Origin of the sequence: Aurantiacibacter odishensis (assembly GCF_003605195.1) — a bacterium.
Classification (GTDB): domain Bacteria; phylum Pseudomonadota; class Alphaproteobacteria; order Sphingomonadales; family Sphingomonadaceae; genus Alteraurantiacibacter; species Alteraurantiacibacter odishensis.
The window spans coordinates 24485-50403 of the sequence record NZ_QYOS01000019.1 but is presented as its reverse complement, the minus strand read 5'-3'; the positions used below and the strand labels follow the sequence as shown (position 1 = coordinate 50403).

Genomic DNA, 25919 nt, shown 5'->3' with positions numbered 1-25919 from the left:
ACCATGATTCGTACGCTCAGCGCTCCGGGTCCAGCCCGGCGGCTTCCTCCACAACCTTGGCGATTGCGGTGAAATCGGCCTGCGGGCCTTCGCGTTCCAGCGTGCGCTCCAGGTAGTCAGCCACGATCCGGCCCAGCGGCAGGGGCACCTCGGCCGCGTCCGCCTCGTCCAGCAGCAGCTTCGTGTCTTTCAGGCTGAGCGCGGCGGCGAAGCCGAAGTCGAAGGTGCGCGGGAGGACGGATTTCGGCCACTTGTCGCGGGTGGCGGAATTGATGCCGGTGGACTGGTTGAGCACCTCGATCATGCGCGCAGGGTCCAGCCCCTGCTTGATGCCGAAAGCCATGCCTTCCGCCGTCACCCCGATGGCGACCGCGCCGAGCAGGTTGTTGACCAGCTTCATGGTCTGCCCGGCACCGGGCGTCTCGCCCATGTGCGTCGGCTTGCCCATGGCTTCGAGCAGGGGGCGCACCTCCTCGAAAGCCGCTTCCGGCCCGCCGACCATGATCGAGATCGTGCCCGCCCTGGCACCGGCGATCCCGCCTGAAACGGGTGCATCGAGGCAGGCCGTCCTGCCTTCCAGCGCCTCTGCCAGCTCGGCGGCGAGTTGCGGGCCACTGGTGGAAAGGTCGCAGATGATGCGCGGAGCCTTATTTGCGGTGATGCCATCCGCGCCCAGCACCGCCTCGCGCACGATGGGCGGGGTCGGCAGGCTGGTGAAGACGACGTCGCACCGTTCACCCAGAGCGGCGGCGCTGCCCGCGGCTTCCGCCCCCTTTTCGACCAGCGCGGCAACGGCTTCTTCCGAGACATCGTGCACGAGCAACTGGCCGGTATGGCGCAGAAGGTTTTCCGCCATCGGGCCGCCCATGCGGCCAAGGCCCAGAAATCCAAGAATCATGGCAAGCCGACGATCATTTCAAAGCATCTCCGCAACGGGTGTGTGCGGGGGCAGGTCCACCCGCGCGATATCGTTATCGGTCTCGAAACACGCCAGCACCAGCGGATCGTGCCCCGGTATCAGGTGATCAAGCGAGCCGCCCGCAAGGTCCAGCGCGCGGAGCTGTGCCCGACGGTAGTCTTCCTCGTCCACGAAGATCGGGAAAGGGACCTTGCGCGTGATGTTGGCGTAAAGATGTGCTGCATCGCTGGCGAGCACCACGGGCCCGCGCGCCGTGTCGCACACCACCAGTTGCAGACCGGCCGTGTGACCGTGCGCGAGGCATAGCGCGATGCCGGGGGCGAATTGCTCGTCGCCGTCGTGAAAGACTACGCGGCCTGCATAGAGCCTGCGCACCAGTTCGGCGACGGGCTCGCCATCGAAAGGCGCGCGCGCCGTCGCGTCGCAGACATGGCGGCTGGTGGCCCAGGCCAGTTCGGCATCCTGCACGTGGAAACGAGCGTTGGGGAAATCGTCGAGCCCGCCAGCATGATCGTAATGCAGGTGTGTGAGGATCACGTCCTCCACGCCCAGCCGGTCTATCCCCGCATCGCGCAATCCCTTGCGGATGGGGCGGGTGATCTCGCGCCCGCGGGCCGCGGCGGCCTGCGCGCCGAAGCCCGTATCCACGATCACGGGCGGATGGTCGTCCCGGTGGATCGCCCAGACGTAGTAATCGAGAGGCATCGGCAGGTCGTGATCGTCAACGGGTGCGGTAAAGTTGGCCTGCGCGGTGCGCTCGTGCCGGGCGTAACGAATGGCCTGGATGGCCGTGACGGGCGCAGGATCTGCGGGCGACACCATGGTTAACTCAAGTTGGCTTGAGCTATTGTGGAAAGGCATCGAGTCACCGGTCGGCCACGCCCAGCCCGCGGAACCAGGTCTCGCCGTCGCTTCCCGTCACGAAGTGGCCCGCGGTCGGCTCGAAGAAATGCATGCCGACCACCAGCGTGCCGCTGTCGCGATACTTGTCGACGAAGCCCTGCCGCGTTGCGCTGCCCGCCTCGCGGTTCATGTCGAACGTCGCATGGCGGTGCGGCATCGCGCATTGCATCGGGTGGTGCATCAGGTCGCCTGTGATGACGGCGCGCTCTCCCTTGCTCTCGATCACCACGTGGATGTGGCCCGGCGTGTGGCCGTGGCTGGGTTCGGCATGGATACCCGGCGCAATCTGGTGGTCAGCATCGATGAAATCCACCAGCCCCGCGGCCACGATGGGGTCGACGCTTTCCACCATGTGCTTGTCATCATGGTGATCGTCGTGCCGCAGGTCGTTCTGCCATGCCGCATACTCGGTCTTGCCGAACAGGTAGCGGGCGTTGGGGAAAGTCGGCCTGTATTCGCCTGTCTCAGGGTCCTTGTAGGTGTTCCAGCCTACGTGATCGAAATGCAGGTGGGTGCAGAAGACGGTGTCCACGTCCTCTCGCGTGATGCCGAGCGCGGAGAGGTCCTCAAGGAAGCCCTCGGGCAGGTCCGTGAACACCTCGTATTCCCGCTCCCGTCCGGCGCCGATGCAGGTATCCACCACGATGGTGCGATCGGACGTTTGCAACACGATGCCCTGGAAGTTCATCCGCATCTGCCCCTCGGGCGTGGCATAATGGGGGTGGAGCCAGTCCATCGCTTTCACCTCTTCGGGCGTCGCGTCGGGCATGGCCATGTGGATGTCGTCCTGGAAATCCCAGATCTCGACAATGCGGCTGATCTTTACGTCGCCCACCTGCCAGGTCTTGATATGCTCCTTGGCCATGCGGCCCTCTCCCTCTCCTACCTGTAGCGCGCGACGCTTTCGGGCGGCAGCTGCGCCGGTTCCATTGGCGGCTTGCCCAGGATGAAGTCGGCGCAGCGTTCGCCGATCATCACGCAGGGCGCATTGGTGTTGCCGCCGATCACCGTGGGCATCACGCTGGCATCGGCCACGCGCAGCCCTGCGATACCCTTCACGCGCAATTGCGGGTCGACCACGGTCTCGGCGTCTGCGGGATCGCCCATGCGGCAGGTGCCGACGGGGTGGTGGACGGTGTAGCCCGTCTCGCGGATGTAGGCGTCCCATTCATCGTCGCTCTGGCAATCGGGGCCGGGGGCGACTTCGGTGCCGTTGTAGCGGGCGAACGGCTTGCTGGCGAAAGCCTCTCGCGAGATTTTCAGCGCGCGGATCAGCGGCTTGATGTCGTCAGGATGCTCCAGCAGGTGCGGGTCGATCAGCGGGTCCGCCGCCGGATCGGGCAAGCCGAGCCGCACCGTGCCCCTGCTCTTGGGATAGAGCGCCACCGGGCTGATGGCGTAGCCGTGGCCGAGCGGAAACGGGATTTTCGAATTGGTAAGCCGCTTTGCAGGCTGGAACACGAACTGCACGTCCGGCTTGGCCAGCGAGGGATCGGTGCGCAGGAAAGCCACGCTTTCGAACACGTTGCCCGCCAGCGGCCCGGTGCGTTTCAGCAGGTATTCGATGCCGTAATAGATGTCGCGCGGGAGCACCTTCCAGCTGATGCCGTAGCTGGTGGTATCCTCTGTTTCCATGTGGATCGGGCTGGCGACATGGTCCTGGTAGTTGCCGCCTACGCCCTCCAGCGCATGAACAACCTCGATGTCGTGTGCGCGCAAATGCTCGGCTGGGCCGATGCCGGAAAGCATCATGATCTGCGGTGTCTGCACCGTGCCCGCGCTCAGCACGATCTCGCGCCGCGCACGGATCGTGCGGCCATCAACCAGTTCGACGCCCGTGGCGCGGCCATCCTGCACAACGATCCGGGCGACGCGGGCATCGGTCTGCACGTGCATGTTCCCGCGCGCCAGCGCTGGCTTCAGCATCTGTTGCCAGGTGCTTTGTCGCTGGCCGTTGCCGATCAGGCCCTGCCGCCTGCCGTAGCCTTCCGGGTCCGGGCCGTTGAAATCGGGACAGGCCGGGAATTGCAGCCTGCCCAGCGCATCCATGAAGGCATAGTTCAGCGCATTGGGATTCTCGACCAGCTTGACATTGATCGGCCCCTGGGTGCCGTGAAAGACGCTTTCGGGATAATCCTCGTTCCGCTCCGTCCGGGTGAAATAGGGCAGCACCTCGCGGTAGGACCAGCCCTTGCACCCGGCATCGGCCCAGTCGTCGTAATCTGTCGGGTGGCCGCGGAAATAGACCATGCCGTTGATCGCGCCCGAACCGCCCAGCACGCGCCCGCGCGGCACGCCGATCCGGCGGCCCGCCATGCCCGCCTGCGGCACCGTGGCAAAGCCCCAGTTGCTGTCCTTGCGCCCGATGGCGGCGGCAACGAAGCTGGGCACATGGAAGAACGGGTGGCTGTCGTGCCCGCCCGCTTCCAGCACGCAGGTGGTGGAGGCGGTGTCTTCGCCCAGGCGTGCGGCGACGGCAGCACCGGCAGAGCCTGCACCGATGACGATGAAGTCGAATTCCACTGCGCTCATTTTCGTTCGGCGCCTCTCCCTAACGAACGTTACAGTGCGCGACGCGGGGGGTGAAACGCAAGAGCCAATTGGCAAGCACGCCCGATAGCGGCTAGGGCGCTTCGCGAGTGCGGGCGTGGCGGAATGGTAGACGCCGGGGACTTAAAATCCCCTGTCCTTTGTGACGTGCCGGTTCGAGTCCGGCCGCCCGTACCACATTGACTGCGCGCGTTTCATGCTCCTTGTCTCCGGAACGCACACGGCGACCGCTTTCAGCAGTTCCCCGCAGGCGCCGAACTAAGGATTGCCGGGTCAGCCTCCGCCGCTATACAGCCGGGCCATGTGGGGTAAGACGGTACAACTGCGGCGGCCGGTCAGCGGATTCGCCTCAACTCATCCATACTATGCGCATCTCGATGGAATCCGTGCGCTTGCCGTTCTGTCTGTATTACTGTTCCACCTCGACCATTCGGTTTTGCCCGGCGGGTTTGTCGGAGTGGACGTTTTCTTCGTTCTTTCCGGCTACCTCATAACCGGGGTTATCCTCCGGGAGATAGAGCAGGGGCGGTTTTCCGTCGCCCGCTTCTATCAACGGCGCATCGCCCGTATTTTCCCGGCATTCGCTGTCGTCATAGCAGCGACCTACGCCGCCAGCCTCTATCTCTATTCGGCCCAGGATATCGCATCTGCGGGGACGAGTGGCGCGGCCGCCGCGCTGTCACTCATAAACATGAAGCTGATTTTCCAGGGGGACTACTTCACCATTTCGCAGGATGCCCAGCCGCTCCTGCACTACTGGTCGCTGGCGGTCGAAGAGCAGTTCTACCTTCTTTACCCGCTCGCGCTCCTTTGGCTGACGAAGCGGCGGATCCTGCCGCCATTGCTAGGCGCGGCGGCGGTCAGCTTTGCCTGTGCCATCGTGCTTACTTACCTGGCGAAGGACATTGCCTTCTACACCCTTCCCACGCGGGCATGGGAACTGCTGGTCGGCGGTGCGCTGGCTGTCTGGCACGCAAGACACGAGGCAACCCGCCGACCCGGGGTGGCGGAGCTGGGGCTCGTGGGTCTGCTGCTGTCGTTCCTGTTCTTGGGTCCAGAGCATTTTCCAGGTCCGACTGCGGCATTGCCGGTTCTGGCAACTCTGGCAATTCTGGAGGGAGCGCGGGCCGAGGGATCACGGGTTCAACGATATCTGGCGTGGCGTCCCGTAGTTGCCATAGGACTTCTGTCCTATTCGCTATACCTTTGGCATTGGCCCATCTTCTCTTTCATCGACTACCGCCTTTTCGAAGCCTCGGCAGAAGTGCGACTTGCTCTCAAGGTGGTGCTTACAGTTGTGCTGTCGGTCGCGAGCTATTTTCTGATCGAGCGTCCGGCAAGAAGGTACTTCAACCGGCAGGGCATGGTTCGCGCAGCGCTGTTGTTCTTTGCGACCGGGGTTATCGCTCTCTCCGCAGTCGGCTACCATCTTCGGGAGAGCCACTATCTCGGAGCAGATAGCGGGGACATTGCCGCCGGCGGAATTGAAGCCGTATCCGGTCACAGCCGGGACGTTCTCCTGCTCGGAGACAGCCAGGCCTACATGTATGCCCTTCCGCTGGCAGAACTGGCACGCGAAGAGGAATTCAACCTGCGCGTGGCAGGCATGCCTGCGGGCAACCTCCTGCCGGAAGAAGAGGATACGATCTGGAATGATGTTGCCCGCCTGGTGGCCCGCGAGCAGCCTGACGTGATCGTGTTTGCCTACGCGTGGGGAATAAAGATCGGCGAACATCCGGAACGATTGGCGCAGGCCATGCGCCACCTCAACGCGCACGCCGGGAAAATCGTCCTGGTGCAGCAGATGCCGCTTCTTTCGGACGATGTATCCCGTCAGTCGATAAGGGAAGGCCTGCGGCCACCCTTCTTCGAGCCGGAAGACAGGGGATCGAAACGTGAGGCAGGCGCTGCTGTGGTAGACACTTACTCCTCCCAGGCGACCATCGTGGACGTTTTTCCGATCTTCGACGGCCCGAACGGCACGAGAGTCATCGGGGAGGATGGACGCTTTCTGTATCAGGACGCTGGCCACCTTTCCGATACAGGTGCAGCGCTGACGATGCCGCTATTTGAAAGAGTGCTCAGATAGTCGCGCAAGGCTCCTCCCGGAAGGGGATGACCGGCCCGTTAACCAGCAATCACAGGGAAATACGCATAGAGGCGCTCTATTGCCGTTAAGGACGAGCCAATAGGAGTGAGGCCTGTCAGCAATGGTGGCCAGCCTGGCCGCCCGGCAACATGGGGACCACATGCACAACGCCCTACATCAGGACGAAGCACTGCCAGGCGCTGTCATCGCAGGCGGCGGCGATATCGAGCAGCGCGAGGCAACCCGCTACACCCTGCTGATCCGCGCCGCAAAATTGCTCTGCGATGCAGGCGAATTCCTCTGCGTCATCCGCGACGTATCGGAAAGCGGGATCAGCGTGCGCACCTTCCATCGCTTGCCTCCTGCGGCGCGCATGGTGGTGGAATTGCAGAACGGCGACCGGCACGAGATGGAGCCGATCTGGCAGAAGGACGACCGGGCCGGTTTCCGGTTCGTGCACCAGGCCGATATCGATCGCATCATCGTGAGTCCCAGCCGCTATGCCAAGCGCGCCATCCGCCTCAATCTCAGCGCACCTGCCGTGATCGAGAAGGCAGGCGGGCGGCGCGAGGACGTGGAGATCGTGGACCTTTCGCAGCAGGGCGCGAAAATCGCCTGCGACTGCCGCTTCGCGCTGGATGAGCGGGTGAAGCTTTCGGCGGCGGGCCTGCCCGAAACCAACGCCAAGGTTCGCTGGCGCAAGGATGGCGGTTGCGGCCTGATCTTCGAGGATACCTACCAGTACGGCGATTTCGCGCGCATCGCGGCAGACCTGCAACTGGGCGAGTGAGCCTTTGGCGGGCCTTGCTCGAACAGGCGTGTTAACCGGCTCATAACCATTTTCCTTCACTCCCGGTCAGGACCAACAACCGGGGGCATTCATGCACGATCTTTCCAATGGCAACGCGGGTTTCGCGAGCGGCGAAATCGAAGTCGACGTGGCCATTATCGGTGCCGGACCGGCAGGGCTGACGGCAGGCTACCTGCTGACGAAGCAGGGCAAGACCGTTGCCATTATCGAGAAGGATGCGACCTACGTCGGCGGGATCAGCCGCACTGTGGAGCACGAGGGCTACCGCTTCGACATCGGCGGGCACCGGTTCTTCTCGAAGAGCCAGCAGGTCGTGGACCTGTGGAACGAGATCCTGCCCGACGATTTCATCCAGCGCCCCCGCATGAGCCGCATCTATTACGAGGGCAAGTTCTACAGCTATCCACTGCGCGCGTTCGAAGCGCTGTGGAACCTCGGCATCTGGCGTTCGACGCTGTGCATGGCGAGCTACGCCAAGGCGAAGGTGTTCCCGGAGCGCGAGATCCGCAGCTTCGAGGACTGGACGAGCAACCAGTTCGGAAAGAAGCTCTATTCCATCTTCTTCAAGACCTACACCGAGAAGGTGTGGGGGATGCCCTGCAACGAAATGAGCGCCGACTGGGCTGCCCAGCGCATCAAGGGCCTATCGCTTTGGGGCGCGGTGGTCGACGGGCTGAAGCGCTCGCTTGGCCTCAACAAGCTGAACGACGGCAGTGGCAAGCAGGCGAAGACCCTGCTCGAAACCTTCCGCTACCCGCGCCTTGGCCCCGGCATGATGTGGGAAGCTGCGCGCGACAAGATCGTGGCGACCGGCAAGGGCCGGGTGCTGATGGGTCACGCTCTCAAGCAGCTTGCGGCCGATGGCAAGGGCGGCTGGCGCATGACGACGGAGAGCGAGCAGGGCGAAGTGGTGATCCGCGCTAAGGACGCCATCAGCAGCGCGCCGATGCGCCAGCTCGCTGCGCGCATGCACCCGCTGCCCGAAACGACACTGAACGCCAGCAATCTCAAGTACCGCGATTTCCTGACCGTGGCCCTGATGATACGCAGCGAGGACCTGTTCCCCGACAACTGGATATACATCCACGATTCCAAGGTGAAGGTGGGCCGCGTGCAGAACTTCCGCTCGTGGTCGCCCGAAATGGTGCCGAACGAGAATGTGGCCTGCGTGGGCCTCGAATACTTCTGCTTCGAAGGCGACGGCCTCTGGTCGATGGACGATGCTGACCTTGTCGAACTGGCCAAGAAGGAAATGGATATCCTCGGCCTCGTTTCGCCCGAAAAAGTGATCGGCGGCGCAGTGGTGCGGCAGGAAAAGGCCTACCCCGTCTACGACGAGGACTATGCCGCCAATGTCGATGCAATGCGCGCCGAGCTGGAAGCGAAGTATCCGAGCCTGCACCTCGTCGGTCGCAACGGGATGCACCGCTACAACAACCAGGACCACGCCATGATGACGGCCATGCTGACGGTCGAGAACATCCTCGCCGGAGAGCGCGTCTATGATACCTGGTGCGTCAACGAGGACGCCGAGTATCACGAGGCAGGCGACGAAGGAGCAGAGAAGGCCCTGCCCGAAAGCCGCAAGAGTGTGACCGACGATCAGGCCGCCGCGCTTTCCTCCGTGCGAGATGTGCCGGAACGCGTTGTTTCCAAGGGCAAGAAGGCGGCCTAGGCCATGCCCGCCGTGTTCATGCGGATGATCGATACGCGGCTGGTGCGCTACCTGCTGGCGAGCGTGGGCGCGCTGGCGGTGGACATGGGCACGTTCCTTGCCCTGCTGTCGCTGGGTATCTGGGCGGCGGGCGCTTCTGCCGTGGGCTATTGCCTCGGCATCGCGGCGCACTGGCTGATGAGCAGCCGGGCGGTCTTCATCGGCAATGTTGCCGAGCGCGGTGCGGCGCGCACCCGGCAAAAAGCGCTGTTCGTGATTTCCGCGCTGGTGGGCCTTGGCCTGACGACTGCGATCGTCTGGGCAGGGGATGCCAGCGGGTTCGACCCGCGCCTTGCCAAGCTCGTTGCGATTGCCGTCAGCTTCGTTGCCACATGGCTCCTACGCAGCCGCGTGGTTTTCCGTTAGGGACTTTGCCCCATGACGGGTCGGGGGTTCGAGTGGCGCAGTTTCGTGCGCACGTGGCAGGCGGTGCTGGCCGTGTGGCTGGCCTATGCGCTGGTGCGCATTGCCATCCAGCCGCTGTTGGGCTGGGAGCCTGTCGGCCCCGATGACTGGACGCGCCTGTTGCAGGTGCGCGCCTGGCTGGACGGGCAGGCGTTCTGGGATGTGACGCAATACCGGATGAACCCGCCCGAGGGTTTCTCCATGCACTGGTCGCGGCTGGTGGACCTGCCGCTGGCCGCGCTGATGCTGCTGTTCGGGGAGAGCGCCGCGCTGGTGCTGGTGCCGCTCCTGTGGCTGCTGCCCGCGCTGTTCGCCCTGCGCGCGATCATGCTGCGGCTGGACTTCCCGCCGCTGGCCTTTGCGTTCGGCCTCCTCATCATGCCGTTGTTCCCGATGCTGCCGGGCAACTTTGCCCCCATGCGGATCGACCATCACGCGCCGCAGGCGGTGCTGGCGCTGGTCTGCGCGGCGCTGCTGATCCGGGACTCGCGCTGGAGTGCGGTCGCCTGCGGGCTGTGCGCGGCGGCGTGGGTGGTGATCTCGCTGGAGGGCCTGCCGCTCGTCGCCGTGCTCGCCGGGCTCTACGGCGTGCGCTACTGGTTCGGGGAGCGCACCTTGCTGCCGTGGTTCCTAGGCGCTCTCGCGATTGCGGCGGCGGCGCTCGCCTACGGCACGCGCGGCCCGCTCGATACGGCATATTGCGACGTGCTGCTGCCCGGTCACCTCCTGACATTCGCCGCTGCGGCGCTGATCGCAGCGATCATACCCTTTCTGCCGTGGCAGGACCGGGTGCAGGGCCGCCTGCTCGCGCTGGGCGCGATGGGGCTGGTCTGCCTGCAACTGGTCAGCGCGCTGCTCGGCCCCTGCGCCACGAACCCGATGGCAGAGCTCGATCCTGTGTTGCAGGAATGGTGGCATGGCAAGATCGCCGAAGGCCTGCCGATCTGGGAGCAGGCGCCTTCGGTGGCGCTGACGCTGGTGTGGACCATCGGCATCATCGTCGCGGGCTGGTGGCGCGCACATTGTCGCGGCCTGTTCCACCAGGGCCGCGCCCTGCCGTGCACCTTGCTATTCCTGTTTGCGCTGGCGGCAGGTGGCTATTCCTTGCTTGTGATGCGCGAGGGCGTGGTGGCGCAGCTGCTGGCGATCCCGTTCGCGGCGCTGCTGATGGCGGAATTCCTGCCCAAGGCCCGCGCTATCGCCTCGCCTGCACCGCGTATCGTCGCCACGCTGGCGGCCGTGGGCATGACGACGCCTCTGTTCGCGAGTGCCCTCTTCGCCCCGCTGGACGACTACGTGTCTCGGGACGGCGTGCCGCCGGATGCGGAGAATTTCACACAGCAATGGGGCTGCGATTACGGTGCGCTTGCCGATCTTCCGCCGGGCCTCGTCATGGCTCCTTTCGACGGTGGGCTGGAGATACTTGGCAAGACCGATCACACGATCATGGCGGCCAGCTACCACCGCAACCAGCGCCCGATGGTGGACCTGCTGCTGGCGATGACCGGATCGGTCGACGAGGCGGAAGCCATCGTGCGCGAATACGGTATCGACTATGTGGCGATTTGCGGATCGGCGAGCGACGTGGCGTTCTACCGCACGGCCTCGCCCGACAATTTCGCGAACGCGCTCGTATCGGACGAGCCGCCCGCGTGGCTCGAGCCAGCCCTCACCTTCAGCCACTCTTCACTGCGCATCTACCGCGTCGTGCGTTAGGCGGGCCGGAATTCCAGCGCGACGCCGTTGATGCAATGGCGGTGGCCGGTCGGTTCAGGCCCGTCGTCGAAGCGGTGGCCCAGATGGCCGCCGCAATCCGCGCAGTGTTCTTCGGTGCGCGGGTAGCCGAGGTTGTAGTCGGTAGAATATCCCACCGCTCCGTTGTCGATCGCGCGCCAGAAGCTGGGCCAGCCGGTGCCGCTGTCATACTTGTGCGAGCTGGAGAACAGGCGGTTGCCGCAGCCCTGGCAGTGATAGGTGCCACGGCGCTTCTCGTCGTTCAGCGGGGAGGTGTAGGGCCGTTCGGTCGCGGCTTCGCGCAGCACGCGGAATTCCTGCGCGGTCAGGCGGCGACGCCACTCGGCTTCGGAATAGGATATCGGGAAGTTGCCCTGAGCCCGCGCCTCGTTGCCACCACAGGCGGCGAGGACGGGAACGGATGCCCCGGCACCGAGCCAGGCGAGGGCGGAGCGGCGATTGGCGATAATCTTGGTCATGACAATGGATTCTATTCCGCTAAGGTCGAACGGTTCCTGAACATACCGCCCATCAGCTTCAAGAGCGAGCGCGAACCCCTTGCGCTACGCGGGCCGCTCTTCATCACCCGCTTGCGGAACAGGCTGGCCCCGGCCTTAACGAACACCGCCACGCACAGCGCCTGCCAGGCGAGCGCCACCAGGTGGGGCCACAGCGTTTCCTCGGTCGCGGCGCGCGCCACCATGGCGAAAGGCGAGGACAGGGGAAACGCAATTGCGGTATATTCGGGCCACCCACCCCGGTCTGTAACGGCGAGGCTGGCGAGGAAGAACACGATGATCTGGAACATCGTGGCAGGCATGGACAGCGTCTGCACTTCGCGCACCGTGGTCGCCAGCGATCCGACGGCGAGGAATATCGCGCCCAGCAGTAGGTAGCCCATGCCGAAGTAAAGGGCGAAGAGCAGGAAGAAAATCGGCCAGCCTACCCCCGGATTGGCATAGTCGGAAAGCGTGACTCCCCCCGCTGTCAGGACGGCAAAACCGGTTGCGCCCCACACCGCGATGCCGACGACCGAAATGCCCAGCATGGCAAACAGCTTGCCCAGAAACACAGCGTCCATAGGGATGGCGGCGGCGAGGATTTCGATGATCTTGTTGCCTTTTTCCTCGACGAGGTTGGAAAGCACCATGCTGGCCAGCAGCATGATCAGCAGGAACAGCAGCAGTTGCCCACCCTGCGCCGTGCGCAGCCGCCCAGTGTTTTCCGATGCACCGCTGGTTTCCACGGTTGCCGTCGAAACTGCGGGGTAGGTCTGTGCGCCGGGCTGGCTGGCGTGGGCGGCGACCAGCGCGACCATGCCCTGCCAGCGTGCCAGGCGACCGGCGGTGGCTGTCAGCACCGGGGCCTCCGGTGAACCGGTGACGATGGCGGCAAGGCTGCCTTCGCGGTTTTCGAGATAGGCGGACGCGTCGAACGTCTCGCCGGGGGCGACCCGTTCCAGCTCCACCATGTTGGGCAGGGCCGGGCCGACAAGCTGGCGCACCTCGTCCCGCGCGGCCAGCATCGCATCGACATCGCGCGATTCCATCGCAATGCCGACATCGGCGGAAATCGCTTCGGACTGCACCTGCGCGCCCACGCCGCCGGCCAGCGCCATGACGATCACCGGGAACAGGGGGCCGAGGAGGAAGAAAATGAAGGCGCGGCTCAACAGGATGGCGGTGAAATCGCGCCGGGCGATGACGTAGGCGGCCTGCCAGATGGAGAGGCGTCCCGGATTTCGCGCGCTCATGCCTTTTCTCCCTCGGTGCCGGAAACCATGTCCCGCGCCGCCGCCTCGCCGGCGATTGCGACAAAGGCATCGTGCAGGCCTGCCCGCTCGATGGAAAGCGACAGGATACCCGCCTCGCCTTCGATGAGGGCCTTCAGCAGCGGCTCGATCCCGCTTTCCGGCAGCGGGAAATGGAAGAAATCGCCCACCTGCCGCGTTTCGGCGGGCAGGGCGGCGCGCCATACGCCGTCGCGCCGTCGCGTTTCCAGTCGCACTTGCGCCGGGATGCGATCACGCGCTTCCTCCACGCTGCCCGCATAGGGCACCTTGCCACCTGCGATGATGGCGATGTTCTCGCACAGACGCTCCGCATGGGCGATCACATGGGTGGAGAAAATCACGGTCGTGCCCTTGTCTGCCAGCCCCCGGATCAGCCCTTCCAGCTTGCCCTGGTTGATCGCGTCGAGCCCGCTGAACGGTTCGTCGAACACCACCAGCTTCGGTTCGTGCACCAGCGTGCCGAGCAATTGCACGGTCTGCGCCATGCCCTTGGAAAGCTGGCGAATCTGCCTGTCGATCGCGTGGCCGAGGCCGTGCTGTTCCATCAGCTCCTTGCCGCGCTCGCGTCCCACCTCCAGCGGCAGCCCGCGTAGCGCGCCCATGAAGCCGATAGCCTCGTAGGCTTTCATCGAGGGATAGAGGCCGCGCTCCTCGGGCAGGTAGCCGATCAGACGGGCAACATGTTGCGGATTTTCCGCGCCCAGCACGCGCCGATAGCCTTCGTCCGGGTCGATGATGCCAAGCAGCATCCGCAGGGACGTGGTCTTGCCCGCGCCGTTGGGGCCAAGCACGCCGTAGATCGCCCCTTCGGGCACGGCGATGTCCACGCCGTCCACTGCCAGTGTGCCGTCGAACCGCTTGACGAGGCCGCGCGCCTCTATCGCCAGATCGCGTGCCGTATCCACGCCCGCCTGGAATTCACCTGTCGCCATATCCATGCCCTATCAGCTATCGCGAAGGAATGAACGGGTTGAACGTGCATAATGGTTAATAGCCGCGATACCGCTTCGCTTGAGGATGCGCTGAAAGCAAAGGCGCGCGAGCTTGGCTTCGCGGCCGTGGGCATTGCCCCGGCGGCGGACGACCCGGTGCGGGCGGAGCGGCTGCACGAATGGCTGGATGCGGGCCATCACGGCGACATGGCGTGGATGCAGAACCGTGCCGACGTGCGGCAGGGCCCGCAAAGCATGTGGCCTGCGGCGAGAAGCGTGATCGCGCTCGGCATGAGCTACGCGCCCGAGGTCGATCCGCTTGCAGAGGGCGAGGCCAAGATATCGGTCTATGCACAGGGGCGCGATTATCACGACGTTGTGAAAAAGGCGCTGAAGGCACTGGCGCGCTGGCTGGTGGAGCAGCGCCCCGAAACCGAGCTCAAGGTTTTCGTCGATACCGCGCCCGTCATGGAGAAGCCGCTGGGCGAGGCGGCGGGCATCGGCTGGCAGGGCAAGCACACCAACCTCGTCAGCCACGAACACGGCAGTTGGCTGTTCCTGGGGGCAATTTACACCACGCTGGAGCTTTCCGCCGACGCGCCGCACGGCGATCGTTGCGGTTCGTGCCGTGCCTGTCAGGATGCCTGCCCGACGAACGCTTTTCCCAGACCGTATCGGCTGGATGCGCGGCGCTGCATCTCGTACCTGACGATCGAGCACAAGGGGCCGATCCCCGAGGAATTCCGCGAAGCCATGGGCAACCGCATCTACGGCTGCGATGATTGCCTGGCGGTGTGCCCCTGGAACAAGTTTGCCGACATCGCGGCGCGCCATGCGAAACTCGCCCCGCGCGAGGATCTCGTCGATCCCGATCTTGGGAAATTGCTGGCGCTGGACGACGCGGCTTTCCGCGCGAAATTCTCCGGCAGTCCGATCAAGCGGGTGGGGCGCAATCGCTTCGTGCGCAACTGCCTGATCGCGGCGGGCAACAGCGGCGATGCCGCGCTGGTTCCGAGGGTGCGTGCCTTGCTTGGCGATGATGACCCAGTCGTGGCCGAGGCTGCGGAGTGGGCGCTGGCGAGACTTACAACATCTCCTTGAGCGGCACATCGGTATCCATCAGCAGTTCCGGCGCGACCTGCGCGCGGACCTTCACCAGCTTGCCGCCTTGCGCATAATCCTTGGTGCGGTTCACCGCGTCCACCGCGATCACCACGCCGTCGCGCAGATAGATGACAGAGAAGCTGCGCTCCTCCGGATTTCCGCGCAGGACAGTGGTGTCGTAATCCACGCTGAGGCCAGCTGTCTGCAATTTGAGATCGTACTGGTTCGACCAGAACCACGGCATCGCATCGTAGGGTTGCGGATCGCCGCAGATCGCCTTGGCCACGGTGGTGGCCATATCGTTGGCGTTCTGAACGCTTTCCAGCCGCACCACCGCGCCGTTGGCATAGGGGTTTGCGTGGGCGGCGCAGTCGCCGATGGCGTAGACCTTTTCGAGGCTGGTGTGGCAGATGTCGGAAACATCGACCCCGTTGGCCCCTGCGGCACCTGCAGCGATCAGCGGCCCGACAGAGGGGACGATGCCGATCCCGGCGACCACCGCATCGCACGGTATGGTCTCCCCATCGGCCAGCGTTACGCCCGTCACCCGGTCATCGCCCTCAAGCCGCTCGACCTGGCATCCCAGCCGCACGTCGACGCCCTGGCGGCGGTGCTCTTCTGCGAAGAACCGTGACATGTCCTCGCCCGCGACGCGTGACAGCAGTCTGCCCTCCGCCTCGACCAGCGTGACATCGCAGCCGAGCTTGCGCAGCACGGCAGCAGCTTCCAGGCCGATATAGCCGCCGCCGATCACGACGAACTTCTCAGCGCCTGCATCGAGGTCCGCCTTCAGATTCTGCACATCACGCCGGTCTCGCACGGCGTGCACGCCATCAAGGTGCGAACCGGGGCAAGACAGCCTCCGCGCGTCGCCACCGGCGGACCAGATCAGCCGGCCGTAGCCAACGCGTTCTCCGGAGCCGAGCACCACTTCCTTCAGTTCTGGTTCGATCTTCGAGACCGTCTCGCCCAATGTGAGGCCAATATCCTTGTCGGCCCAGAATTGTGCGGGCCGGATCAGGATACGCTCGAACGGCTTCTCGCCAGCGAGGTATTCCTTTGACAGCGGGGGGCGTTCGTAAGGCGGGTTGGCGTCGCGCCCGATCATCTGGATCGAGCCTTCGAAACCGTTCTGGCGCAGGGCTATCGCGGCCTGTGCGCCGCCATGTCCGGTGCCCACGATGACAACATCATATCGGGTCATGGACATGGCGGTCGCCAATATCGGGCCTTGCGTCAAGCCTCATGGGCTCGGCGCGCCTTACCCCAGCAACAGGTTGCGGGCCTGGCTGGCCACCTGTGCCAGCATGGCGGGTGCAACCGGCGTTGCCGCCTGTGCGCGGTTCACCATGCGGCGGAACTGGGCGACCGGCTTCTCGTTCGCGCTCGCCCATTCCTCGATCAGGGCCATGGGATCGCCCGCCGACTTTCCGCGCTTGCGGGCAAGGCCGCGCAGGAATTCGAAGCGCATCGCCTGGAAATCGCGGGCAAGCCCTGCCACCAGTAGCCGCTCCCAAGGGTCGGAGGGCGACATCACTGCGGCGCGCGACTGCGCCCAGTCGATGCCCAGCAGGTGGCCCAGCTTCACGAAGGCGTGGGCAAGGTCCATCGGCGCGATCTCGGTCTCGCTGCCGAGGCAGGCGAGGCCGATCACCCCGTCGAGTGCGAAAAGCTGCGCCACCTTCTGCGCCAGCTTGGCGGGTGCGCCCTTCTCGCACATGCGGTCGGCAATGACCTCCACGTGCGCGCGGGCCTCGTCGCCCAGCAGGCTGTCGACCTTGTCGGTCAGCTCTGCCACGGTATCGCCGATCTCCTCTCGCAATTGCGAGGGCGACTTGGTGCCGCCGCCAGAGCGCAATAGGTCGGCTATGTGGCCGCGTAATGCCAGCGCCGCCTGGTCGAACAGCATCAGGCGCGCGTTCTCCGGCATCTTGGCGGTTTCGAGCGCTTGCCAGATTTCCTCCATGCCAAGCAGGTCGCTGGCAGCGACGAAGCCACTGCCGATCAGCTCAAGTCCTGCGCCTTCTTCCTCGGCGAGTTCGAAGGGGTGGAGCATCCCCATGCGGTTGACGATCTTGTTCGCAACCACGGTGCCAACGATCTCGTTGCGCAGGCGGTGGTCCAGCAACTGCTTGCGGAAGCCTTCCTGCAACTGCGGCGGGAAATCGCCCAGCACCAGCGGATCTGCCGCGTCGTCGCCCGCCAGCGGGCTCGACTCGACGGCATCCTGCAGCACCAGCTTGGAATGCGAGAGCAGGACGGCCAGTTCGGGCCGCACGAGGCCGCGACCATCGCTGGCGCGCCGCTTCAGCGTCTCGGCATCGCCAAGGCCTTCGTTGGTGCGGTCCATGCCGCCCAGCTCCTCGAGCGTCTCGATCAGGCGGGCCTGCGCGCCCACGGTGCGGCTGCCGCCCTGTTCGGCGATCGAGAGGGCGAGAGCCTGGAGGCGGTTGTCCTCCAGCACCAGTTCGGCAACTTCCTCGGTCATGTCCTTCAGCAGCGCGTTGCGGCGTTCCTCGGACAGGCGACCGGCCTCGCGCGCCGCGGCCAGGGCGATCTTGATATTCACCTCGTTGTCCGAGCAATCGACGCCTGCGGAGTTGTCGATGAAATCGGTGTTGATGCGCCCACCGTTCAGGGCGAACTCGATGCGGCCTTCCTGCGTCACGCCGAGGTTCGCGCCTTCGCCGATGACCTTCACTCGCAGGTCCTCGCCGTTCACGCGCAGCCCGTCGTTGGCGGGGTCGCCCACTTCGGCGTGGCTCTCGTCGCTCGATTTCACGTAGGTGCCGATGCCGCCGAACCACAGTAGGTCGTTCGGGCTTTTCAGGATGGCGGCGATCAGGCTGTCGGGATCGAGCCCGCCGTCCCCGATATCGCTTTCGGCAATGCCGAGCGCAGCCATCGCGGTCTTGCTGAGCTCGATGCGCTTCATCGTGCGCGGGTAGATGCCGCCCCCGCGCGAGATCAGTTTCTCGTCGTATTCGGCCCAGTTGGACCGGTCCATCTCGAACAATCGCTTGCGCTCCTTCCAGCTCGCGGCGGGATCGGGATCGGGATCGATGAAGATGTGGCGATGGTCGAACGCGGCAATCAGCTTGATCGACTTCGACAGCAGCATGCCGTTGCCGAAAACGTCGCCCGACATGTCGCCGCATCCCACCACGCGCACCGGATCGGTCTGCACGTCGACGTCCATTTCAAGGAAATGGCGCTGCACGGAAATCCAGGCGCCGCGCGCGGTGATGCCCATGGCCTTGTGATCGTAACCGTTGGAGCCGCCGCTGGCGAAAGCGTCGCCCAGCCAGAAGTCCCTTTCCAGCGCGATGGCATTGGCCGTGTCGGAGAAGGTCGCGGTGCCCTTGTCGGCGGCGACCACGAAGTAGGGGTCTTCCCCGTCGTGGATCACCACGCTTTCGGGGTGGACGACCTTGTCGCCTTCGTAGTTGTCGGTGATCGACAGCAGCGAGCGGATATAGAGCTTGTAGCTTTCCTTGCCCTCGGTGAACCAGGCGTCGCGGTCGATCGCCGGGTTGGGCAGGCGCTTGGGATAGAAGCCGCCCTTCGCGCCGGTCGGCACGATCACGGCGTTCTTCACCTTCTGCGCCTTCATCAGGCCCAGCACTTCGGTGCGGAAGTCGTCGCGCCTGTCCGACCAGCGGATGCCGCCGCGCGCCACGGGTCCGGCGCGCAGGTGCACGCCCTCGACACGGCGCGAATAGACGAAGATCTCGCGCCACGGAACGGGCTTGGGCAGACCGGGAACCTGCGCGGAATCGAACTTGAAGGCGAGTGCTTCTGCCGCCGAGGGTGCAAAGGCATTGGTGCGCAGGATGGCGCGCAGCGTGCTCCAGTAAAGGCGCAGGATGCGATCGTCGTTGATCGCAGTCACCTCGGCGAGGCCGGAGCGGATCTCGTCGTCGATGGCTTCCGCGGCCTTTGCCCGGTCGCCCTTGGTAGCCGGGTCGTGCAGCGTCACGAACAGGTCGATCAGCCCTCGTGTGACCTTCGGCGCTGCTGCCAGCGCATCCACCACGGTGTAGATGGTAAAGGCGATGTTGGCCTGCCGCAGATAGCGGTAGAATGCGCGCAGCCAGTCGGTTTCCCGCGCGACGAGGCCGGAGACGACGACGAGGCGGTTGAACACGTCATCCTCCGCGCGTTCGTTGAGAACGGCGGAAATGGCCTCCTCGATATCGGCGGCGCGGGAGAGCACGTCGTCATGCTCCACCCCGGCAGGCAGGCCGAGCGTGAAATCGTGGATGGTCCCGGCATCCTCGCCTTGCAGACGGGCAGGAATTTCAGAAAGCACGCGGAAGCCGAAGTTCTCCAGCGCGGGCACCGCATCCGAGAGCGGCAGGGAACCGTGATGCTGGTAGACCTTCAGCCGCAAACGGTCATCGTCGTCGGCGTCGGAATGATAGAGGCGCACGTCGCGGCCCTCTCCGCCGTCCTCCGAATGGGCAGCCAGCAGGCGCAGGCGGCCGATATCGGCGGCGGCTTCGGCGGCGCTGTAGGCGGTGCGATAGAACGCCGGGAAGCTCTCGGCATAGCGCAGCGCAAGGGCGGCAGCGCGGCTGGCGTCCTCGGTTTCCAGCAGCGCGTCTTCCACCGCATCCTGCCAGCCGCGCAGCATGGCGTTGAGTGCCGTGTCGACTGCGTCGGCATCGACGCTGGTGCCCTTGCCGCGGAAATCCATGACGTAGCGCAGCAGGGCGAGGTTGCCGCCTTCCACCATCAGGCTCCAGTCGAGCGTGGTCGCGCCGGTCTGGGTTTCCAGCAGGTCCTGGATCTGTAGGCGCACGGCGGTGGAAATCATGTCGCGCGGCAGCCAGACGAAACCGAACACGTGGCGGCCCAGCGGTGCGGTGACAAGCGTGGCGCGCGGGCGCGGGCGATCGGTGAGACCCATCATCGCCGTGGCGACGCGGGTGATGTCGTCGTCGGAGAAGCTGATGATCAGGTCGTGCGGCAAGGCGGTCAACGCGTGGACCAATGATTTGTAGTCGTGGCTGCCGGGCTCGAAATCCAGCCGGTCCATGATTGTCTTCAACTGCTGGCGCAGAACCGGCACGGTGTCGGGCGAAGTGACCAGCGCGGCGCTGGTCCAGATGCCGGCGTGGACGCTGAGCGCCTCGACCCGGCCATCTTCCATGCGCGGCACGATGAACAGGTCCAGCGGCACGCGGCGATGCACCTTCGAGAGGCGGTTGGCCTTCACGATCAGCGGGGCGCGGCCCTGGTGGCCCCCCTTGCCATCATCCTTGCCGTCGAACCAGGCGAAGGCCTTGTCGTAGGCATCGTCGGCCATCAGGTCGGGCGTGGAGCGGCGGCAGATGCCGAATTCGTCGGACTGGCTGCCGTCGCGCTTGCGGGTGACGTGGCCCAGCTGCGTCATCATGCCGCCGCCCAGCCAGCGCAGGAGCGCCGCGCCTTCGGCATCGGGCAGGCGGTCCGCATCCTCGCCGATGGCCTCGCGCAGCTTCGGCCAGTCGGCAACGGCGGCGCGCACATCCAGGATCGCGGTGCGAAGCTCGGCTTCCAGTTCGCGCCGGTCCTTCGCGTCGATCCGGCCTGTCTCGATGTAGACCCAGCTTTCCTTCTTCTCGCCGGTGCCGTCGCCCTCGGGCACGTCGACCAGCGCCTCGTCACGCCGGCGCACGGGCAGGATGGGGTGGACGAGCAGGTCTATCGCCAGTCCGCGCGCGGACATGGTGGCGGCGATGGAATCGACCAGGAACGGCATGTCCTTGTTGATGATGGCGATGCGCATAAAGCGGCGCTCGCCCGATTCGGTGCGTAGCAGGATGGAGGGCTTGCCGTCCTCGCGGGTGCGGGCGGCCTCGACCACGAAGGCAGCGGCCTCGTCCATCTGCTCGCCTTCCAGCGCGCTTTCGCCCGGAAGCAGCGAATCGCTGATCCGGTCCTTCAGCACGGCGGCAAAGCCCCGTTCTTCCTTGGTGAGTTCCTTGAAAGCCGCGGACTTGCTGCTCGATTTCGCCATGCCTGCCTGTCTCCTCTAGAGCCCGGCCCCACGGGCTGGCGCCGCGACTCCCTCTTCCAGCGATGACCCTTACCGGAAGTTCCCAAGCGCCTCTATCGCCGTCGTCCGGCGGACGCGAGTGAAAAGTTACGTTGGTAACTAGTTTGTTTGGACCCTCAGGCGCCGGGCGGGGCGCGTCCGCGCCCCTTGGCTTTCCTCGAAAAAAGCTCGGGCGCGCGTTCGCGCTTGCGGGCGCTGGTGCGCCCGTGTCCCGCGTTAAAGTTCAAGAGAGGAACTGGCTCGGTCCGCGACTAGCGGACCGCAAGGCCGAACTGCCGCCCGCAGGTGCCGCGCAGTCCGCAGGACGGAGCGAACAGCCCCGAGGACGAAGCCGCGGAGGCGGCTTCGCAAAACAAACACTCAAATACTCTCCATCGTCAGCTTGAGCGACTCCTTTCTTGCCGCGGGATCGTGCGTTGCCCCTGCGACAATGATCTCATCCGCCTTGGTGCGCTCGATGAAGCGGCCGATCTTCTCGCGCACGGTGGCGGGCGAGCCGACGGCGCGGGCGACGTCCATCCCTTCCAGCATGGCGCGGGCCTGTATCGGCAGCGTGTCGCGGTAATTCGGGATGGGCGGGGGCAGCTTGCCGGGTTCGCCTGTGCGAAGGCGGACGAAGGCCTGGTCCTGGCTGCTGGAGAGCAGTTCGGCTTCCTCGTCCGTCTCGGCGCACATCACCCCCATCGCGGCCATGACATGCGGCCTCTCCAGCGCATCGGACGGGCGAAAGTCCTGCCGGTAGATGCGCAGCGCCTCGTCGAGGTGGGTGGGCGCGAAATGGCTGGCGAAGGCGTAAGGCAGGCCGAGGCGCGCGGCGAGCTGTGCGCCGAACAGGCTGGAGCCGAGCATCCACATTTCCACCTTCGCCCCGCGCCCCGGCGTGGCGGTGATCGGCAGATCGACGTCGCCGGTGAACAGCGCGCGCAGTTCAACCACGTCCTGCGGGAAGTATTCCGACGCACGGTGCAGGTCCTTGCGCAGCGCCTGCCCGATGATCGGCGCGGAGCCTGGCGCACGGCCGAGGCCGAGGTCGACGCGGCCCGGAAACAGCGCATCGAGCGCGCCGAACTGCTCGGCGATCACGAAGGGGTTATGGTTGGGCAGCATGATGCCGCCCGCCCCGATGCGGATCGTGGTGGTAACGTGGCCGATGTGGCTGATGACGACGGCGGTGGGGCCACCGGCGATGCCTTCGCTGGCGTGGTGTTCTGCCACCCAGAAGCGCTTGTAGCCCGCTTCCTCCGCCACCCTGGCAAGCTGGCCGGCCTCGGCGATGGCTTCGGACACGTTGCTGCCCTCGCGCACGGGCACGAGATCGAGAACGGAAAGGTCGGTCATAGTATCTCCACGGTGCGCAGCAGCAGCGCGATATCGCCGTCGCGGGAAAGGCGATGGTCGCCGCCTTTCACCAGTGTCACCTGCACGTCCTCGCTCGCCAGCGCACGTGCGAGACGCAGCGATGTTTCGGGCGGCACGTCGGTATCCTCCTGTCCGTGCAGCAGGCGCACCGGTGCTGTAACCGGCACCTCGCGGTGGAGCAGGCGGTTGTCCTCTGCGTCCTGCCAGAACTTCGCATGGGTCGGCGTGGGGTCGTAGCCGTAATTGTTCTTTTCGTAGATCGTCACGCCTGCGCGCAGCTGGCTCTTCTGCACCTCGTCGAAGCCCCAGTCCGAGAAATCGGGCGCGGCCGCAATGCCGACAAGGGCGTGCAGCCTCTCGCCCAGCGCCGTGCCGACGAGCAGCATCAGCCACCCGCCCATCGAGGAACCGATCACGATCACCTTGTCCGATGCAATCTTCACCTGCACCAGCGCCAGCACCTCGTCGCGCCAGCGGCTGAGCGTGCCATCGGCAAAGTTGCCGCTGCTTTCCCCGCAACCGGAATAGTCCAATAGCAGGCATTCGCGCCCGTTCGCGGCGCACCAGTCGAACAGCGCTGTCGCCTTGCCGCCCGCCATGTCGGACATGTAGCCGGGCAGGAAGACCACGGCGGGTCCGCTTCCCGGATTATGCCGATAAGCGATGCTCTGGCCGCCCACTTCGTGAAATTGCATTGTCATGACACAACTATGGGCGCGAAAATGCGGCCTGCAAGGATGATTGCAGGCTTGGCGCAATCGCCTTGGCGCACTAGGTGGCTTATCCATGACCGAACTAGTCCAGATCAGCCTTCCCGATGGTTCAACGCGCGCGATGGAGCCGGGCAGCACTCCCGGCGACGTTGCAGCTGCCATCGGCCCCGGCCTTGCCAAGGCCGCGCTCGCCGCGCGTGTGAATGGCGAGGTGCGCGACCTCAACCGGCCATTCGATTGCGACAGCGAACTGGAACTCATTACCGCGCGTGACGAGGAAGATGCGCTGGAACTGGCGCGGCACGACTATGCCCACGTGCTGGCCGAAGCGGTGCAATCGCTGTGGCCCGGCACGCAGATCACTTTCGGCCCGGCCACCGACGATGGCTTCTACTACGACGTGAAGGCCCCTGACAGCCGCGAGCCGTTCTCGATGGACGACCTGCCGCAGATCGAGGAGCGGATGCGCGCAATCATCAAGGCGGACAAGCCGCTGGTGCGCGAGGTTTGGAGCCGTGAGCAGCTGATCGAGAAGTGGGAAAAGGAAGGCGAGACCTTCAAGGCCGAATGGGCGAAGGAACTGCCTGAGGACGAGGAACTGACCGTCTACTGGTCGGGCGAACCGGGCAGCGACGGCGCCTGGCTGGACATGTGCCGCGGGCCGCACCTTGCCAGCACCGGCAAGCTCGATCCGCAGGCGTTCAAGCTGATGCGCGTGGCAGGCGCCTACTGGCGCGGTGATCAGAAGAACGCGCAGCTTACCCGCATCTACGGCACAGGGTGGCTCAACAAGAAGCAGCTCAATGCCCACCTCACCCGGCTGGAGGAAGCCGCCAAGCGCGACCACCGCAAGCTGGGCCGCGAGATGGACCTGTTCCACCTGCAGGAAGAGGCGCACGGCAGCGTCTTCTGGCACCCCAACGGCTATCGCATCTGGCGCGAGCTGGAAGCCTACATGCGCCGCAAGATGGACGATGCGCAGTACCGCGAGATCAAGACGCCGCAGCTGATGGACGTGCGCCAATGGGAGCAGTCCGGCCACTGGGGAAAGTACGCGCAGAACATGTTCGTCGTGCCTGACATCGTGCCCGAGGTCGACGAGGACAGCGGCGTGGCTTCGCCCACCGTCGCCAAGGATGCGGACTGGATGGCGATCAAGCCGATGAACTGCCCGGCACACGTGCTGGTGTTCAAGCAGGGCATCACCTCCTACCGCGATCTGCCGATCCGGCTGGGCGAGATGGGCTGCTGCCACCGCAACGAACCGCACGGCGCGCTGCACGGCCTGATGCGCGTGCGCCAGTTCACGCAGGACGACGCACACATTTTCTGCACCGAGGCACAGGTGGTGGACGAAGTGCGCGCCTTCATCGAGCTGGCGGACGCGGTCTACAAGGATTTCGGCTTCACCTACTCCATCAAGCTGGCGCTGCGGCCCGAGCAGCGGTTCGGCAGCGATGCCGACTGGGACAAGGCCGAACAGGAACTGCGCGATGCCGTGGAAGAAGCCGGCATGATGAACGAGGAATATGGCTGGGAAGAACTGCCCGGCGAAGGCGCGTTCTATGCGCCCAAGCTGGAATGGCACCTCACCGATGCCATCGGCCGCACCTGGCAGGTGGGCACGATCCAGGGCGACCGCGTGCTGCCCGACCGGCTGGACGCAACCTATATCGGCGAGGATGGCGAGAAGCATCGTCCGGTGATGCTGCACCGCGCGATCTTCGGCAGCTACGAACGCTTCATCGGCATCCTGATCGAACACTTCGCCGGTCGGCTGCCTACTTGGCTCGCGCCCGTTCAGGCGGTGGTCGCCACCATCGTTTCCGATGCGGACGACTACGCGAACGAGGCCGTCGCGAAACTGAAAGCGGCGGGCATTCGCGTGGACAGCGATCTTCGCAACGAGAAGATCAACTACAAGGTGCGCGAGCACTCGCTGGCGAAGGTTCCGCACATGCTGGTTGTCGGCAAGCGGGAGGCCGAGGAAGGCACCGTCGCCATGCGCAGCCTGGGCGAGAAAGAGCAGAAGTTCATCTCGCTGGACGAGGCGATCGCGCTGCTAAAGGCGGAAGCGACGCCGCCTGACCTGCGCGACGGATAACACTTGGATTTCCTCGCCGGTTTCAGCGCGCTCCAGATCGGCGTGGCCGCCGCCGCCACGCTGGGTGCGGCGTTCATCCGCGGGCTGACGGGGTTCGGCTTCGGCATCCTGCTGGTGCCGATCCTGGCGCTGGCGATCACGCCGGTGGAGGCGGTGCTGGCGCTGAACATCATGGCCGGGTTGCTGGCGCTGAGTGAGGTCCGCTACGTCCTGCGCGAGGCGGAACGCTCGGCGCTGACCATCAGCGTCCTGCTGGTGATCACCACCTTGCCCGGCCTGCTTTTGCTCGATGCCCTGTCCACCGGCCTCGCCCGCTTCCTGATCGCGCTGGTGGCGCTGTCCGCCTTTGTCGCGATCCTGCTGCCGCGCCGCGCGGCGCATGTTCCGGGGCCGCTTACCACGGGCCTCACCGGCCTTTCCGCCGGGATACTCACCGGGTTTGCCGCCATGCCGGGGCCGCCGGTGGTGCCCTATTACGTCGGGCGCGACATTTCCCGCACGACGGCGAAGGCCAGCATGATCGGCATTTTCGGTGTCGCGGCGATGGCGGGTGTCACCTCCGGCGCTGTGTCTGGCCTGCTGGAATGGCGCATCGTCGTGCTCGGCCTTGCGCTGTTCCCGTTGGTGCTGCTGGGCAACTGGCTTGGCTCCCTTGCGTTCGGCAAGGTGAGTGACAGGGCCTGGCGCATCTTCGTGGGGCTGGTGCTGGGCGCAGCCGCGCTCGCCGCGCTGGTGAAGCTGGTCTAG

19 protein-coding genes and 1 tRNA gene are annotated in these 25919 nt (G+C 65.2%); 9 read left to right on the top strand and 11 right to left on the bottom strand.

Annotated features, from left to right (window positions below; genetic code table 11):
• Positions 1-16: 16 nt before the first annotated feature.
• Genes D4Q51_RS02300 through D4Q51_RS02285 form a run of 4 tightly spaced genes read right to left on the bottom strand, consistent with a single transcriptional unit; the run spans position 17 to position 4354 of the window.
• Positions 17-898 (bottom strand): NAD(P)-dependent oxidoreductase, encoded by an 882-nt coding sequence (locus D4Q51_RS02300; RefSeq protein ID WP_120076139.1) that lies wholly within the window; start codon positions 896-898, stop codon positions 17-19.
• Positions 899-916: 18 nt separating this feature from the next.
• The gene (locus D4Q51_RS02295) at positions 917-1741 is read right to left on the bottom strand and encodes an N-acyl homoserine lactonase family protein (protein ID WP_120076138.1); all 825 of its coding nucleotides are present in this window, start codon (positions 1739-1741) and stop codon (positions 917-919) included.
• 43 nt (positions 1742-1784) lie between these two features.
• Complete coding sequence (locus tag D4Q51_RS02290) at positions 1785-2687, bottom strand: MBL fold metallo-hydrolase (RefSeq protein WP_120076137.1); 903 nt, start codon at positions 2685-2687, stop codon at positions 1785-1787.
• Between the two features lie 17 nt (positions 2688-2704).
• The gene (locus tag D4Q51_RS02285) at positions 2705-4354 is read right to left on the bottom strand and encodes a GMC family oxidoreductase (protein ID WP_120076136.1); all 1650 of its coding nucleotides are present in this window, start codon (positions 4352-4354) and stop codon (positions 2705-2707) included.
• 109 nt (positions 4355-4463) lie between these two features.
• Here D4Q51_RS02285 and D4Q51_RS02280 point away from each other — a divergent pair.
• The 6 genes from D4Q51_RS02280 to D4Q51_RS02255 all read left to right on the top strand — a co-directional run bounded on the left by D4Q51_RS02280 (position 4464) and on the right by D4Q51_RS02255 (position 11107).
• Positions 4464-4549, top strand: a tRNA-Leu gene (locus D4Q51_RS02280).
• Positions 4550-4673: 124 nt separating this feature from the next.
• On the top strand, positions 4674-6461 hold the full coding sequence (locus D4Q51_RS02275; RefSeq protein WP_120076135.1) for an acyltransferase family protein: 1788 nt from the start codon (positions 4674-4676) through the stop codon (positions 6459-6461).
• A 160-nt stretch (positions 6462-6621) separates the two neighbouring features.
• Positions 6622-7251 (top strand): PilZ domain-containing protein, encoded by a 630-nt coding sequence (locus D4Q51_RS02270; protein ID WP_162925101.1) that lies wholly within the window; start codon positions 6622-6624, stop codon positions 7249-7251.
• A 91-nt stretch (positions 7252-7342) separates the two neighbouring features.
• Positions 7343-8947 carry an NAD(P)/FAD-dependent oxidoreductase gene (locus D4Q51_RS02265; protein ID WP_120076133.1) on the top strand — a complete coding sequence of 535 codons (1605 nt, stop codon included), beginning with the start codon at positions 7343-7345 and terminating at the stop codon, positions 8945-8947.
• Between the two features lie 3 nt (positions 8948-8950).
• Positions 8951-9352 (top strand): GtrA family protein, encoded by a 402-nt coding sequence (locus tag D4Q51_RS02260; RefSeq protein WP_120076132.1) that lies wholly within the window; start codon positions 8951-8953, stop codon positions 9350-9352.
• Positions 9353-9364: 12 nt separating this feature from the next.
• Positions 9365-11107, top strand: coding sequence for a hypothetical protein (locus D4Q51_RS02255; protein ID WP_120076131.1), 1743 nt, complete (start codon positions 9365-9367; stop codon positions 11105-11107).
• Here D4Q51_RS02255 and msrB read toward each other — a convergent pair.
• Genes msrB through D4Q51_RS02240 form a run of 3 tightly spaced genes read right to left on the bottom strand, consistent with a single transcriptional unit; the run spans position 11104 to position 13855 of the window.
• The gene (msrB, locus tag D4Q51_RS02250) at positions 11104-11604 is read right to left on the bottom strand and encodes a peptide-methionine (R)-S-oxide reductase MsrB (protein ID WP_120076130.1); all 501 of its coding nucleotides are present in this window, start codon (positions 11602-11604) and stop codon (positions 11104-11106) included. The genes D4Q51_RS02255 and msrB overlap by 4 nt on opposite strands.
• 11 nt (positions 11605-11615) lie before the next feature.
• Positions 11616-12878 (bottom strand): ABC transporter permease, encoded by a 1263-nt coding sequence (locus D4Q51_RS02245; RefSeq protein WP_120076129.1) that lies wholly within the window; start codon positions 12876-12878, stop codon positions 11616-11618.
• Positions 12875-13855, bottom strand: a complete 981-nt coding sequence (locus tag D4Q51_RS02240) for an ABC transporter ATP-binding protein (protein WP_120076128.1) — start codon at positions 13853-13855, stop codon at positions 12875-12877. Before D4Q51_RS02240 ends, D4Q51_RS02245 begins: the two co-directional genes overlap by 4 nt.
• Before the next feature lie 45 nt (positions 13856-13900).
• Between D4Q51_RS02240 and queG the strand changes: the two genes are divergently transcribed.
• Positions 13901-14950: a tRNA epoxyqueuosine(34) reductase QueG gene (gene queG / locus D4Q51_RS02235; protein WP_120076127.1), complete on the top strand. Its 1050-nt coding sequence runs from the start codon at positions 13901-13903 to the stop codon at positions 14948-14950.
• Here the strand turns inward: queG and D4Q51_RS02230 are convergent.
• The 4 genes from D4Q51_RS02230 to D4Q51_RS02215 form a co-directional block, all read right to left on the bottom strand.
• The gene (locus D4Q51_RS02230) at positions 14934-16157 is read right to left on the bottom strand and encodes an NAD(P)/FAD-dependent oxidoreductase (protein WP_120076299.1); all 1224 of its coding nucleotides are present in this window, start codon (positions 16155-16157) and stop codon (positions 14934-14936) included. The two genes, queG and D4Q51_RS02230, sit on opposite strands and share 17 nt — an antisense overlap.
• Before the next feature lie 57 nt (positions 16158-16214).
• Positions 16215-20957, bottom strand: coding sequence for an NAD-glutamate dehydrogenase (locus D4Q51_RS02225; RefSeq protein ID WP_120076126.1), 4743 nt, complete (start codon positions 20955-20957; stop codon positions 16215-16217).
• Positions 20958-21356: 399 nt separating this feature from the next.
• A complete protein-coding gene (locus D4Q51_RS02220) occupies positions 21357-22334 on the bottom strand; it encodes an LLM class flavin-dependent oxidoreductase (RefSeq protein WP_120076125.1) in 978 nt (325 codons plus the stop codon).
• Positions 22331-23056, bottom strand: coding sequence for an alpha/beta hydrolase (locus D4Q51_RS02215; protein ID WP_120076124.1), 726 nt, complete (start codon positions 23054-23056; stop codon positions 22331-22333). Before D4Q51_RS02215 ends, D4Q51_RS02220 begins: the two co-directional genes overlap by 4 nt.
• A gap of 85 nt (positions 23057-23141) precedes the next feature.
• On the opposite strand from D4Q51_RS02215, the gene thrS reads away from it, so the two are divergent.
• Positions 23142-25172 (top strand): threonine--tRNA ligase, encoded by a 2031-nt coding sequence (gene thrS, locus D4Q51_RS02210; RefSeq protein ID WP_120076123.1) that lies wholly within the window; start codon positions 23142-23144, stop codon positions 25170-25172.
• 3 nt (positions 25173-25175) lie between these two features.
• Complete coding sequence (locus D4Q51_RS02205; protein WP_120076122.1) at positions 25176-25919, top strand: sulfite exporter TauE/SafE family protein; 744 nt, start codon at positions 25176-25178, stop codon at positions 25917-25919.